Source organism: Flavobacterium frigoris (assembly GCF_900111075.1).
Classification (GTDB): domain Bacteria; phylum Bacteroidota; class Bacteroidia; order Flavobacteriales; family Flavobacteriaceae; genus Flavobacterium; species Flavobacterium frigoris.
The window spans coordinates 1-14,111 of record NZ_FOFZ01000010.1; the positions used below are offsets into that span (position 1 = coordinate 1).

General features: G+C 34.4%; 15 protein-coding genes and 1 pseudogene. 9 read left to right on the top strand and 7 right to left on the bottom strand.

Translation table 11 applies throughout. The features are described from left to right. Positions 1-112 precede the first annotated feature (112 nt). From BMW63_RS12745 to BMW63_RS12765, 5 genes are all read left to right on the top strand, one after another. Positions 113-574, top strand: a complete 462-nt coding sequence (locus BMW63_RS12745) for a hypothetical protein (RefSeq protein WP_139174241.1) — start codon at positions 113-115, stop codon at positions 572-574. A gap of 417 nt (positions 575-991) precedes the next feature. Then, positions 992-1,375 (top strand): helix-turn-helix domain-containing protein, encoded by a 384-nt coding sequence (locus BMW63_RS12750; RefSeq protein WP_074723866.1) that lies wholly within the window; start codon positions 992-994, stop codon positions 1,373-1,375. After that, positions 1,327-2,076, top strand: coding sequence for an IS3 family transposase (locus BMW63_RS12755; protein WP_083380492.1), 750 nt, complete (start codon positions 1,327-1,329; stop codon positions 2,074-2,076). Before BMW63_RS12750 ends, BMW63_RS12755 begins: the two co-directional genes overlap by 49 nt. A gap of 473 nt (positions 2,077-2,549) precedes the next feature. Continuing rightward, the gene (locus BMW63_RS12760; RefSeq protein WP_074723868.1) at positions 2,550-2,798 is read left to right on the top strand and encodes a type II toxin-antitoxin system ParD family antitoxin; all 249 of its coding nucleotides are present in this window, start codon (positions 2,550-2,552) and stop codon (positions 2,796-2,798) included. Continuing rightward, a complete protein-coding gene (locus tag BMW63_RS12765; protein WP_074723869.1) occupies positions 2,791-3,090 on the top strand; it encodes a type II toxin-antitoxin system RelE/ParE family toxin in 300 nt (99 codons plus the stop codon). Before BMW63_RS12760 ends, BMW63_RS12765 begins: the two co-directional genes overlap by 8 nt. A gap of 280 nt (positions 3,091-3,370) precedes the next feature. Here BMW63_RS12765 and BMW63_RS18695 read toward each other — a convergent pair. Continuing rightward, a pseudogene (locus BMW63_RS18695) lies at positions 3,371-3,703 on the bottom strand (transposase); the annotation flags it as partial. Positions 3,704-4,442: 739 nt separating this feature from the next. Between BMW63_RS18695 and BMW63_RS12775 the strand changes: the two are divergent. Beyond that, positions 4,443-5,504, top strand: coding sequence for a DUF3810 domain-containing protein (locus BMW63_RS12775; RefSeq protein WP_074723873.1), 1,062 nt, complete (start codon positions 4,443-4,445; stop codon positions 5,502-5,504). 34 nt (positions 5,505-5,538) lie between these two features. Here the strand turns inward: BMW63_RS12775 and BMW63_RS12780 are convergent, their stop codons facing one another. Then, positions 5,539-6,843 carry an NAD(P)/FAD-dependent oxidoreductase gene (locus tag BMW63_RS12780; protein ID WP_139174242.1) on the bottom strand — a complete coding sequence of 435 codons (1,305 nt, stop codon included), beginning with the start codon at positions 6,841-6,843 and terminating at the stop codon, positions 5,539-5,541. A gap of 253 nt (positions 6,844-7,096) precedes the next feature. On the opposite strand from BMW63_RS12780, the gene BMW63_RS12785 reads away from it, so the two are divergent. Both BMW63_RS12785 and BMW63_RS12790 read left to right on the top strand, forming a co-directional pair. Next, positions 7,097-7,591 (top strand): RNA polymerase sigma factor, encoded by a 495-nt coding sequence (locus BMW63_RS12785; RefSeq protein WP_074723875.1) that lies wholly within the window; start codon positions 7,097-7,099, stop codon positions 7,589-7,591. A gap of 5 nt (positions 7,592-7,596) precedes the next feature. After that, positions 7,597-8,229, top strand: a complete 633-nt coding sequence (locus tag BMW63_RS12790) for a hypothetical protein (RefSeq protein ID WP_074723876.1) — start codon at positions 7,597-7,599, stop codon at positions 8,227-8,229. A 92-nt stretch (positions 8,230-8,321) separates the two neighbouring features. Here the strand turns inward: BMW63_RS12790 and BMW63_RS12795 are convergent, their stop codons facing one another. Both BMW63_RS12795 and BMW63_RS12800 read right to left on the bottom strand, forming a co-directional pair. Then, complete coding sequence (locus BMW63_RS12795; RefSeq protein WP_074723877.1) at positions 8,322-9,131, bottom strand: lysophospholipid acyltransferase family protein; 810 nt, start codon at positions 9,129-9,131, stop codon at positions 8,322-8,324. A gap of 121 nt (positions 9,132-9,252) precedes the next feature. After that, positions 9,253-9,903 carry an NUDIX hydrolase gene (locus tag BMW63_RS12800; RefSeq protein ID WP_074723878.1) on the bottom strand — a complete coding sequence of 217 codons (651 nt, stop codon included), beginning with the start codon at positions 9,901-9,903 and terminating at the stop codon, positions 9,253-9,255. 84 nt (positions 9,904-9,987) lie between these two features. Here BMW63_RS12800 and BMW63_RS12805 point away from each other — a divergent pair, with 84 nt between their 5' ends. Then, entirely contained in the window at positions 9,988-10,422 is a 435-nt protein-coding gene (locus BMW63_RS12805; RefSeq protein WP_074723968.1) for a DUF4268 domain-containing protein, read from the top strand. Positions 10,423-10,558: 136 nt separating this feature from the next. Here BMW63_RS12805 and BMW63_RS12810 read toward each other — a convergent pair whose 3' ends face one another. Genes BMW63_RS12810 through BMW63_RS12820 form a run of 3 tightly spaced genes read right to left on the bottom strand, consistent with a single transcriptional unit; the run spans position 10,559 to position 14,037 of the window. Continuing rightward, a complete protein-coding gene (locus tag BMW63_RS12810; RefSeq protein WP_074723879.1) occupies positions 10,559-12,100 on the bottom strand; it encodes an acyl-CoA carboxylase subunit beta in 1,542 nt (513 codons plus the stop codon). 4 nt (positions 12,101-12,104) lie between these two features. Further along, positions 12,105-13,547 carry an acetyl-CoA carboxylase biotin carboxylase subunit gene (gene accC / locus BMW63_RS12815; RefSeq protein WP_074723880.1) on the bottom strand — a complete coding sequence of 481 codons (1,443 nt, stop codon included), beginning with the start codon at positions 13,545-13,547 and terminating at the stop codon, positions 12,105-12,107. A 4-nt stretch (positions 13,548-13,551) separates the two neighbouring features. Then, on the bottom strand, positions 13,552-14,037 hold the full coding sequence (locus BMW63_RS12820) for an acyl-CoA carboxylase biotin carboxyl carrier protein subunit (RefSeq protein WP_074723881.1): 486 nt from the start codon (positions 14,035-14,037) through the stop codon (positions 13,552-13,554). Positions 14,038-14,111: the final 74 nt, after the last annotated feature.

A 14,111-nucleotide genomic window follows, 5' to 3' on the forward strand; every position in this document is an offset into this window, starting at 1 on the left:
AGTTATTCTGAATTTGATGACAATATTCCTCAAAAAAATTAACTTTGAATAACTATTAATAAATGGACTTGTTGCGATAGGTCCTTGAATCCGCCAATGCGCAGAAAAAAAATTGGAATCTAAAAAAAATATATTGCCGAAATTGGAACGGAATAGTAAAAACTTTAAAGTAGGCGATAATTGTTCAACTAACGAACTAATGACTAGAAAAATAAAATTCATCATATTAATTGTATTTATTGCAAGTATAGTAACTTATTTGGATTGGAAAATATCTACAGATCTTGATTTTCACTCAGGGAAAGATGGCGGACTATTTTATACATTTGAATCAATATTGCTTTTAGGTTCATTATTTTTCGTTGTTATGGCTAAAATCAAACGGATTCTATTTATATTTTTGGGCTTCTTTGGTAGCCTTTTTTGTAGTATTGTTGTTTATTTGGTGTTAGGTTTTAGCAATTTAATTGACAATTTACCATTTCACATAATTTCTTGTCTTTCATTCATCGCTCTTTTTTTTTATTTAGAAAAACTATTTACTAAGTCACCAACGACAGCCAAAACACAGTAAGCGTCATTGCCGAATATTTAGGTAACTTAGGAATTGTTTACGAAAAATGTTCTAAATTTCCGAAATTTTCAGTTCGCTTTAATTGATAAAGATACCTAGTCCGAAAAGGTTGAAACGGAAAAGCAGAACCTTAAAAGTTGGAATCTAAAAACCAAAATACGAAAGTTGAAGCGGAAAAACGAATCGCCAAAATTTGCTGTTGTATTACAATTTTGACTAAAAACAACCAGCCTACAACACTGGTTTAGCATGATGGGGAATTTAGTGGAATTACCATTTAATTTCATATATTCGTACAGCCAAAAATAATCTGCTTAAAAGTTCCCCACCAAGCTAAGCCAGGAACCGTTGTAATATATTTTAACACTGACAAATCCTGAAATAGGCTGACTAAAATTTAAACACCTTTAGTAACCAATGGAAACACCCGAAAATCAGCCCGTCCGAAGAAGAAACGGCAAACAAGTAAGTTTTGAATACAAACTTTTTGTAATTCAACAAATCAACAATGGACAAATTTCTTTAAATTACGCTTCTAAAAAATACGATATTTCTAAAAGCACAATCGAATACTGGATGAAAAAACTAACCAATTACGAACAAACCAACAAAGGCATTAGTAAAGACGATGAAATTCGTAAACTAAAAAGCAAAATAAAAGATTTAGAAGGAGTTAAAGCTTTTCAACAAGAGCTAATCATTGAATTTGAATCTGTTACGGGGGAAGAACTTTCAAAAAAATACTTGCCCGAATGGTTAGCCGACGAAATTCAGAGAAAGAAGAAAAAGCTTTTAAACTAAAATGGATTTACGAATCACTCGGGCTAAGCAAACAAGGGTATTATCAACGAATTGCTACCGATAAAATTAAAGAAATTAGAAACAATACCGTAATTGATTTAGTATTAGAAATACGCGAAAGAATGCCTGGAACAGGAACCAGAAAACTCTTAGATCATTTAAAAGAAAAACTTGTTCAAAACAACATTAAAATGGGAAGAGATGCCCTATTTGATTTGCTTAGATGGAGAGGGTTATTCATAAAGAGGCCCAAACGCTTTCATATTACAACTGACTCTAAACATTTCTATTACAAATCACCTAACCTACTATACAATCTACCAGTAACACACGCTGAACAAGTTTTTGTTGCCGATATAACCTATATAAAAACCGATGCAGGACATGCCTATTTAGCTTTGGTTACAGATATATATTCTAGAAAAGTAATGGGCTGGGCATTAGAAGATAATATGAGAGTAGAAATGGTAAAAAACAACCTTAAAATGACTCATAAAAATTGTGTTTTCAGCCATAAGAATATCATTCATCATAGCGACAGAGGCATACAATATTGTTGTACAGATCATAGCGAATTTGCTGAAGGAAAAGGCTTTATATTAAGTACAACCCAAAAATATGACCCGTACGAAAATGCAATTGCAGAGCGAATTAACAGAATCTTAAAATATGAATTTGGATTAAAAAGAACCCTTAAATAAATTCAAATAGCTAAAGCTATAACCAAAGAAGCTATAGAAATTTACAACAATGAAAGGACTCATTGGAGTCTCGATCTAAAAACACTACAATACGTTCATTTACAATATAATAAACAAAAAAATAAATCCTATAAAAAAGTAAAAAAAGTTGCCGTTTAATCGCCAATTTAGTACTATTATAACTCTATGTGAGGATGGAAACGAGCAATGCTGAGGAGCAACTCGAATAGTGCCAAAATTATAGTCAAAGAAAATGAAGATGGCATTTTCAAAATGCCACTTCTTTTAATCTTCATTTTTTTTGATGAAAAAACTTAAAAAACCTAACCAAAAATTGGTAACCCAATTTATAGTTTTAAGCCTAATTTTTAACAAAAAAAGGTCAACGTAGGATAGGACAAGACACCGAAAAAAGAGAACATTATTTTTTTTATATTACCAAATTTTGGTAACTTTACAAAAATATTAAAGTCATGGGACGAAATACATCGGTTTCTTTAGGAAATTATTTTGAAAATTTTGTTGATAACAGGATTTCAGAAGGCAGATTCAAAAATACAAGTGAAGTCATTCGCGCTGGTTTAAGATTGTTGGAAGAAGAGGAAAATAAAATTATTGCTTTAAAAAATGCAATAAACGAAGGAATTGAAAGTGGAATAGCTAAAAATTTTGATCCAAAAAAACATCTTGAATCTTTAAAAGTCAAAAAAAGAAATGGCTAAATATGTTTTTACAAATAAGGCTGTAGAAGACTTAACGAAGATTTGGGATTATACGTATGAAGTTTGGTCAGAAAGTCAAGCTGATAAATATTACGAAGGACTTCTTGAAAATTGTCAAGACATAGCTGAAAACCAAAATTTTGGAAAGAATTATAATGAAATTAGTCCAGATATTTTTGGTTGTAAATCTGGCCAACATATAATATTTTATAGAAAATTAAGCGAAACTAAAATTGAAGTCACAAGAATTTTGCACTCAAGAATGGACTTGAGAAATCGAATTCAAGAATAAAACTACAGTTAACATCTAGCAAACTAGGCGAAAAAAGCCCCGAATTTGATAACTTTCGGGGCTTTTTTTGCTTAGTTTGTGTTGACTGAGTGCCTCCTTTTTTTGAGTTTATCGATTGGAGGTTTAGTAGCTTTTGGATTTCTTTTGACCAGTTTATTGGACAACCAAAAAGCAATAATTGAAGCTTTTTTGTGCTTTTAGAACACCGCTTCTCCCTACCCATAAATGGAGGAGTATCATTTCTAAAATATCTTGGGGTCACTCGCTGTTTTTGCAACTCCTATGCACAAGGCGAAGCCTTATTTTTTGTATTTACAATTCTCTGAATCTCATTTACATCTTGTGTTTTAGTTTTAAAATACCGCACCGTATTTACAATTTGCAAACGACCTTGAGTGCAACACGGACATTTAAAAATATTATTGCCATATTTTTCGAGTATGCGTATCGCTACTGGAATTTTTACGATTTTCGGCATCGGCGAGAGTTTCATGCATTGTCTGATTTTCTGTAATCGAGCTCGCTTGCAGTGGTTTTGCAAAAAACCGTACTGCCTTATTTTAGTAAAACTTTTGGGCAAAATATGCATTTCGAACCGACGCAAAAGCTCGTTGGTGCGGTTCTCGATCCATTGTTTGCCTTTGAGTCTGCCGCAGTTCGGGCGATGGTAGTTGCCACAACTGTGGTATTTTTATTGGTAAGGCGTACTATTGGTCAGTAACGGGGTTAAAATTCTGATCATATTTCTTTTAAAATGAATTAATGTTTTGCCTTTTTAGAAATCTAAAAAACAATAACAAAAGAGAATTATAAGTTGTAATCGCAGTTTAATGATAAACTAGGATTTAGTGTACTTATCGACCACAATACAGTGAATTATAAATCCTTTCCCAAACAATAATCGGATTTAGATAGTATGATTTATCCTATGTAGAAATGAAAAATTTTATAGAAATTATTATAGAATATTATAAATTAAAACACAAACTGATTTAGATCATAAGATTGCTGCGTTCCGATAGCTATCGAAGCTCGCAATAACTCATTTTATGGAGTTTTTTTGTCGTTTTTTTACACCCAAAACGTAGATGCGCTGCTATATTTGGACTGTATGCGCGAAATTCTGAAAAATGACAAGCTGTGTGGAAAAACTTTATGAATGGCTGACCTCTCTCTAAGAATGGCCGCGAAATAAAACTTATATAACTTATATAGTAAAAAAACTTTGTGCCGCTCTGTGTTTACTTTGCGATTCTCTGCGAAACAAAAAACTTAACGTCTTACTGCGAAACAAAAAGTTACTATATTTACCATTCACAAAAAAAACAGCCACGCAAATAAATTTCTGCTTCGTGAAATCAAAATACTTACTTCCTCTTTTCCTTATTATCCAAATAATTCTGCTGCAGCTTATTCCGTTTTTTCCTGAAAGTGTGGAGCGTTATTACAGTAATGGACTCTATCTTTCCATCTCTCAATTTTCAAGAACAGCATTAGGCAACATGCCTTTTTCAGTAGGAGATTGTCTTTATATCCTTTTAATTTTCTTTGTTTTGAAATGGTTCTGGGACAAAAGAAAATCCTGGAAACAAAACTGGAAAGACAATAGCTTGCAGCTGCTTAGTGCTTTCTCCGTTTTTTATTTTTTGTTTCATATTCTGTGGGCACTGAACTATTATCGCCAGCCATTATTTGAAAAAATGGAAATTAAACGAGAATACACCGATGCTGATTTGTTGGGCTTTACTAAAAAGCTGATTACAAAAACCAACCAGATCCAAATCCAACTTACAAAATCAGATAGCTTAAAAGTAGTTTTTCCTTATTCACAAGAACAGGTTTTTACAATGAATTTAAATGGTTACAATAACTTATCCAGGCAACACCAAAACTTTCGTTTTCAAAATTTAAGCAATAAAAAATCATTGTTTAGTGTGCCCTTAACTTATATGGGATTTGGAGGATATCTAAATCCGTTTACTAACGAGGCGAATGTGAACTATTTAGGCCCGATGTATAGTTTTCCCATGACTACCAATCATGAAATGGCACACCAAATGGGATTTGCCAACGAAACCGAATGCAATTTTATTGGTTTCCTCGCTTCTGTAAAAAACGATAATTTGTATGTTAAATATTCAGGCTACAGTTATGCCTTGCGGTATTGTTTAGGAATTTTAGAATATAACAACCCCGAATCATTTGACCAATTACTAAAAACGGTTCACCCCGGAATATTAAAAAACTATCAGGAAAGCATCAATTTTAGAAAAAAATATAAAACACCTATTGAAACCGGTTTCTACTTATTTTATGATCAATTCCTGAAATTGAATCAACAAAAAGACGGCATAGAGAGTTACAGTAAGTTCGTGAATTTGATGGTGAATTATTATAAAGACAATCAATTATAAACGGTATTGATTATCAAATATTCAGGAATTATTTCTAAACCTCATCACTGGTAAAAGCAGTAAAACTTTTCTTTTTATACGGTCTGATAATCAAACGGCCTTCCCGGTCAAAACGAATATAGTTATAAACCCAGTTTAAGAACACTACGGCTTTATTTTTAAATCCAATTAGGGAGAATAAATGTACAAACATCCATACAAACCAAGCGAAAACACCACTGAAATGGTAATTAGGTAAATCTACTACGGCTTTATTACGCCCAATAGTCGCCATCGATCCCTTATCATTATATTCAAAAGGTTTCATTTGTTTTTTAGCTATCAATTTGATCAGGTTCTCCCCAAGCAGCTTTCCTTGCTGTAACGCAGGCTGGGCCATCATGGGATGTCCTTGTGGGAACTCCTCTGTTTCCATAGAAGCAATATCGCCTACAGCAAAGATGTCATCATAGCCTTTTACCTGGTTAAACTCATTCACACGGATGCGCTCCACTTTTTCCACCAAAGAATTAGCATCGAGACCCGCTACTACTGCTCCTTGAACACCGGCAGTCCAGATTAAAGTGGCAGTATCAAAAGTCAAATCAGAATTAGTGGTTATGGTACGACCATCATAATTAGTCACACGAACATTTTTCCAAATCTTAACGCCAAGATCAACTAGGAATTTTTCGGCGGCTCTTGATGACTTTTCGGTCATGGTGTTAAGAATTCGATCCCCGCTTTGAATCAGGTTAATTTCCATTTTTGCAATGTCTAAATCGGGATAATCTTTTTGTAGAATCGCTTTTTTCATTTCGGCAAGAGCGCCAGCCAGTTCTACTCCTGTAGGCCCACCTCCTACTAGTACAAAATTGATTAAACTATTCTGTTCAATAACATCAGTCGTTAAGACTGCTTGCTCAAAGTTCTCCAGAATAAGACTTCGGATATTTAATGATTGCGGTATGGTTTTCATCGCCATACTGTAGCGTTTAATGTCTTTATTACCAAAATAATTGGTTTTTGATCCTGTAGCCATAACCAGATAATCATAGCTTAATTCTCCAATTTCGGCAATTATTTTTTTATTCTTAGTATCTATTTCTTGCACATTTGTTAGTCGGAAATAACAATCATCATATTCCTGAATTACTTTACGAATTGGATACGCAATAGAACCTGCTTCAAGACCACCCGTAGCCACCTGATACAATAGTGGTTGAAAAGTATGGTAATTGTGTTTATCTAAAAGAACGACTTGTACTTTTTGATTCTTTAGTTCTTTGGCTAATGCTATTCCTGCAAAACCACCACCAATAATTACGATTCTAGGTAAAGTTGAATTAGGGATATTCATAATTATTTTTTATTTCTATTTTTAAAAATCAAATATACAAAGTTTAGGGTTTGTTGTTGAAATTTACAACAATTGAAAATGTGCTTTTGAAAAATATTCGTTGGAAATAGCCCCGATGGAAATGGAAATCCTCCCGTTTTTAGGGAGATTGTAATGTACAGCGGGACGAGGCGAAAATGTTAAAATAAGGCTTTTTGCTCCTAAAAAATGAATTACTTTGTAACAAAATAGAAATGCAGTACACTAATGAATTATGAGTGAAAATCTAGAACATTCTTTTGTTACACAATTGAAGGAGAATCAGAATATAATCCACAAAATTTGTCGGTTATATACTGATTGCGAAGATTCTCATAAAGACTTATTTCAAGAAGTTACGATTCAATTATGGAAGGCTTTTCCAAAATTTAGAGGCGATAGTAAATTTTCTACATGGGCCTATCGCGTAGCGCTGAACACAGCAATCACGTTGTACCGAAAAAACAAACGATCATTATCTACCGTTGAGTACGAAGGCAGACAACATTTTATTAAGGACGTCGAATATAACTATGAAGAGGAGGAGCAAATTAAGCTGATGTACAAGGCTGTTTATCAATTAAACGACATTGAGAAAGCGTTGGTTTTTATGTATCTAGAAGATAAGGACTACCGCGAGATAGCAGAAACATTAGGAATTAGCGAGGTGAATGCCAGGGTGAAAATGAATAGAATAAAAGGAAAACTAAAAAAAATACTAAATCCTTAAAGAATATGAAAGAGCTGGATTTATTAAAAAAAGACTGGCAAAAGAACAAAGATTCTTTTGAGCAGATATCAGAAAAAGAAATTTATAAGATGATTCACAAAAAATCATCATCCATTGTGAAGTGGATTTTAATCATCAGTATATTAGAGGTTTTGTTGTGGACTTGTTTAAGCTTAATTACCAATACCGATGATTATCTTGATAAAATCAATAGTAAGGAATTCGTTTCCTACATAAAGATATTCTCCTATTTAAGTTACGGGGTAATCGTGATTTTTATCTATTTATTTTATAAAAATTACATCCGTATTTCAACAATAGCGTCGACAAAACAATTGATGAAAGACATTTTAAAAACTCGTAAAACGGTGCAATATTATGTTTGGTACAATCTAGGAATGATTGTTTTTGGTTTAATTATAGGATTTATAATCGCCTTATTTTACAATCCCGAAACCATTGTTTTAAGAGAAAAAATAGAAAGTGACCCAAAAATAATGGCAATCACTGTTGGAATATTAGCCTTAGTTACCATCGTGCTGTTTGGATTGTTTTGGCTGTTTTATAGACTGTTGTATGGTATTTTACTGCGAAGATTACACGCCAATTATAAAGAACTGAAGAAAATAGACTTGTAGTAGTGGTACTTATTTTTTTCAAATAAAAAACCCAGCAATTTTAAGTAATTGCTGGGTTTGTATTTTTATAAAAAAAGGTATTTATTAAGCTCTCAATATTCCCATTTTCTGAATTTATTTAATTTCTCCTGCTCTTCGATTTCTTCGACTGGAATTACCTTTAGAAAAGAACAGTGTTGCTCGATTGCAAATTCTACTTTCTCTACGATTTCATCAATAGAATCATTGTCATAGTCAATTTTAAGCGGTTCTTTGATGATGAACGATTGCAGAATTCCTTTCTTTTTCATGCGCAACCCTTTTTTGTCAAAGGAACGGCGGAAACCATCGATAACAATAGGAACTACTATAGGACGGTGTTCTTTAATTATATGCGCCGTCCCTTTACGAACTGGCTTGAATGATTTAGTTGTTCCTTGCGGAAATGTAATCACCCAACCATCTTTAAGTGCAATTTTAATATTTTCGGTATCATTAGGATTTACATCTTTTTTATCGCTAACATCCTTGCCTTTTGCACGCCAGGTTCGTTCTACGCTAATTGCACCTGCATAAGCCATTATCCTTGGTAGTAAACCCGCTTGCATCGTTTCTTTGGCTGCCACATAATAAATATTTAACTTAGGATTCCACAAATACAATACATCTTTTATATTGTTCTCTCTCCCTTTTAAACTAGCGTTAAATACATGAAACATGGCTACTACATCAGCAAAGTAAGTTTGATGATTCGAAATGAACAGCACGTTAGTGTCTGGTAAATTTCTAATAATCTCTGAACCTTCAATCTGTAATTCGTTGAAACCTCTATATCGTCTATGGGTAATCCCCCCGAAAATTCGAATCAACCATCTCTTCACGAAAAGGATGTGACCAAAAGGATTTCTCTTAAATAACCCCATATAATTGTATGTTTATCTTCTAAATTTACTTTACAAACTTACGAAATTTATTTTTGTACTCTAATGTTATCAATATATGACGAACTGAAATAACAACCTTGATTGCACGCCGTATATCATTTTATTTTTGTGAATACAAAACTGATTTCAATACATCTTTTAACTCACTAAGCATCATTGCCGTAGCTCCCCAAACCACATGTCCTTCGATCTCAAAGGCAGGAACATTAATGTTTTTGGCATAGGAAGTCGTTAGCTTTGCCTCAATAATTATTTTGTCGCTCAGGAAGACCGATAATGGCAATTCAATGATACTAGAAACTTCAGTTGGATCAAGCACAAAACAAGCTTCTTCTTTACAGATTCCAAAAAAAGGATAGACCATAAAGTTACTTGGAGGAATGTAGGTAGGCGTAAATAACTTAATAATCTCCATCTGATTAGGCCGTATTCCCACCTCCTCATGTGTTTCCCGCAACGCTGTCTCAGAATAATCTTTATCTTCTGTTTCCCATTTCCCGCCGGGGAATGCTATTTGTCCCGAATGAACGCCTTCATAAGAATTCCGAACAATTAAAACCAAATGTGTCATTCCATTCTTTGGGTAAAACAACATCATAACCGCCGCCATCCTTGGGACTTTATTTTCACTAAATGCATTTTTTAAGCTTTCCATTCTTTCAAATGGAGCCATTTTAAGATGCGCCTCCATTGCCGGGAGTTTCGCTTGAGCGAAATGAGGAACATATTCTAAAAAATGTTGAAAATCCATAATCAAAGTCTATTTTTGCATATTAAAGTAAATATACTCTAGAAAATTAAAGTGCGCAAATTTTCTAATAATCAAACAATCAAAATGTATAGCAAAGAAGAAACTCAAAAATTAAAGAGAGAGTTCTGGGTCACATTCGCAGAAAAATTTCCAAGAAAATGGGTATTATATGACACCAAAATTAAAGACTTCTCTTTTAAATTTTATGTAGATAATAAAAAAGCCCAAGTTATAATTGATATTGAGCATCGAAATAATGATACCCGAATTGCTTATTTTGAAAAACTAGAAGCTTTAAAAAGCATATTAGCGGAAGAATTCATTGCCGATTTAGTATTCGAAAGAGATTATGTTCTTGAAAACGGAAAAACAATTAGTCGTATTTGGGTTGAAAAACTAGGAGTAAGTGTTAGTAATAGAAACTACTGGGACGAAATATATTCTTTTTATAACGAGAAAATGGCTGCTTTAGAGCTTTTCTATTCAGAATATGATGATTTTATAAAAGACATAACATAGTCTAAAAAAGCTGGTTGCATTAGGTTTTTTCGTGTTTAAGACAGCACTCATGCTATATTCTTACGAGTAAAAAAGCGATTGTTAAATAGAATTTCCTCTATTCAACAATCGCTTTTATGATATATATTTAAAAAAACTACAACGGAATATTTCCGTGTTTTCTATTGGGAGTAACACTAACTTTATTTTCAAGCATACTGTATGCTTTAATCAATTTTCTGCGTGTATCTTGGGGTAAAATAACCTCATCCACAAAGCCTCTTTGCGCTGCAGTATATGGATTGGCGAACAGCTTTGCATATTCTGCTTCTTTTTCTAATAATTTAGCTGCAGGATCTGCTGCTTCGTTAATTTCTTTTTTAAAGATAATTTCTGAAGCTCCTTTTGCTCCCATTACCGCAATTTCGGCGGTTGGCCAAGCATAATTCATGTCGGCACCAATGTGTTTCGAGTTCATAACATCATAAGCACCACCATAAGCTTTACGCGTAATAACCGTAATTCTTGGCACGGTCGCTTCGCTTAACGCATAAAGTAATTTGGCTCCATGGACAATAATTCCATGCCACTCTTGATCTGTTCCCGGTAAGAAACCTGGTACATCTACCAAGACTAACAAAGGAATATTAAAACAATCACAAAAACGGGTAAATCGTGCTGCTTTAATCGAACTGTTTACATCCAAAACTCCGGCTAAATACAACGGCTGATTGGCCACAATACCAATACTTCTTCCGCCTAATCTGGCAAAGCCTACAATAATATTCTCGGCATAATTTTTATGAACTTCGAAGAAAGAATCTTCGTCAATAATCCCAGCAATAACGTTATGCATGTCATACGGCTTGTTCGGATTATCAGGAATAATCGTTGCCAATTGTTCGCGTACCTCATCGTTTAGCTCATAAGGCAACTTTGCAGTCGTCTCTTTATTACTTTGCGGTAAATAGCTCAACAATTTTTTTAGATCTTCCAGACATTCTACATCATTTGCAGAAGTACAATGTGCCACACCAGACTTAGTAGAATGCGTACTTGCTCCTCCCAGTTCCTCAGAAGTTACGGTTTCGTTAGTAACCGTTTTAACTACGTTAGGCCCAGTCACAAACATATAACTAGTATCTTCTACCATCATGGTAAAATCAGTCATAGCGGGAGAATATACCGCTCCACCGGCGCAGGGTCCCATGATAGCAGATATTTGCGGAATCACTCCACTTGCCTGTACGTTTCTATAAAAAATATCGGCATAGCCACCTAAAGAACGAACCCCTTCTTGAATACGAGCACCACCTGAATCGTTTAATCCGATCATAGGCGCTCCCATTTTGACTGCCATATCCATCACTTTACAGATTTTTTCGGCATGTGTTTCAGACAACGCGCCACCAAAAACAGTGAAATCCTGAGCAAAAACATAGACTAATCTTCCGTTGACGGTTCCGTACCCGGTAATTACACCGTCTCCATAATATTTTTCTTTCTCCATCCCAAAATCAGTGGTACGGTGTGTTACCAATATTCCAATTTCTTCAAAAGAACCTTCATCCATCAAATAATTAACACGCTCTCTGGCTGTTAGTTTCTTCTTTTGGTGTTGTTTTGCAATTCTGTTTTTACCTCCACCCAAATGGGCTTGAGCAATTTTATCGTTTAATTCTTTTATTTTAGACTCCATAAATTTATTGATTTGGTAATCGTACTATTTTTTGATCTTCAAAATATTGTTTCAAAGCGATCATAGCGGCAATTTCCGCTTCTTGTGCCAATTGGTTTTTCAACAAGTCTGCACTATAATATTTTTTCACGAAATGAGTGTCAAAATTCCCCGAACGGAAAGCTTCATGTTCACATACAAATTTCCCGAAAGGCAAAGTAGTTTGTACTCCTTCGACCAAATATCCATCAATTGCTTTGATCATAAGTTGGATAGCCTCTTCACGTGTTTCGCCATACGTAATCAACTTAGCCAGCATCGGGTCATAATAGATGGGAATATCCATTCCTTGTTCAAAACCGTTATCAACGCGAATTCCTTCGCCAACAGGCAATTGGTACACCTCTAAATGGCCAACACTTGGAAGAAAATCATTCATAGGATCTTCGGCATATACACGCAATTCTAATGCGTGACCTTTAATCACTAAGTCTTCCTGCTTAATCGTTAAAGCCTCTCCACGAGCCACTTTTATTTGCATTTCAACTAAATCAGTACCTGTAATCAACTCGGTTACTGGATGCTCCACTTGCAAACGCGTATTCATTTCAAGGAAGTAGAAATTATTGTTTTCATCCAATAAAAACTCCACAGTTCCTGCTCCTAAATAATCGCAAGATTTAGCCACCATAACGGCAGCTTCACCCATTTCTTTGCGCAATTCAGGTGTTAAAACTGAAGAAGGAGCTTCTTCGACTACTTTTTGATGGCGACGCTGAATACTACATTCTCTTTCGAATAAATATAAAATATTCCCATGACTATCGGCCATGATTTGTATTTCAATATGACGAGGAGAAGCAACGTATTTTTCTATAAAAACAGAACCATCACCAAAAGCATTTATAGCCTCGCTGATCGCTCTTTTCATTTGGGATTCAAACTCTTCCTCATTCTCGACAACGCGCATTCCTTTTCCACCACCACCAGCAGAAGCTTTAATCAAAATAGGGAAACCTATTTCTCGGGCAACTCCTTTTGCTTTTTCAATATCGGTAATCGCTTCGTCTAAACCAGGAACCATTGGAATATTATAAGCTTTAACTGCTTCTTTCGCAGCCAACTTACTTCCCATTATATGTATGGCTTTCGATTTTGGCCCAATAAAAATGATATTGTTTTTTTCTGCTTTTTCAGCAAAATCAGCATTTTCACTCAAGAAACCGTATCCTGGATGAATAGCGTCCACGCCCAATGATTTGGCCACTTCAATAATTTTATCTCCTAATAAATAAGACTGGTTTGAAGGTGATTCCCCAATCCAAACGGCTTCATCAGCAAATTTGACATGTGGTGCATTTCTATCGACTGTTGAATAAACAGCCACTGTTTTAATACCCATTTTCTGGGCGGTCTTCATTACTCTAATGGCAATTTCTCCCCTATTGGCAACTAATATCTTTTTCATACGCTTATTCAAATTCAATTAATAACTGCCCTTTATCCACAGCATCTCCCAATCCTACCGATATCGATTTGATAATTCCGTCGCGTGGAGAAAGAAAACTGTTTTCCATTTTCATAGCTTCTAGAATTAACAGACTGTCATTTTCTTTTACCGTTTGTCCTACTACCACACTAATTTCCAAGATCAATCCCGGCATAGGTGCTTTGATTGCATTGACCTGTTTAGTCAATCCTACCTCAAATCCCAATTCATGGATAAGCTGATCTAAATCATTAGAAATAGCAACAGTATAACTATTGTTATTTACTTTGACGGTATAGGTTTTATGATTGAAATCAGCCGAGATAATCTCCGCTTTGTAGGGCTTGCTTTCTTGTAATACATGGAATGTTTTAGCATCCATATTTACAGCGTCAAGCCGCGAAATTTGTTCCTTATCAAAATCAAATTGAAAAGAATCATTTACTTTTACTTTATAGCTATCACTCATTAATGCAATTTTTATGGTCGTAAAAATAGGTAAAAGAAAACGTTTTCGTAAGATAAAAAGAGAGATTTATGCTA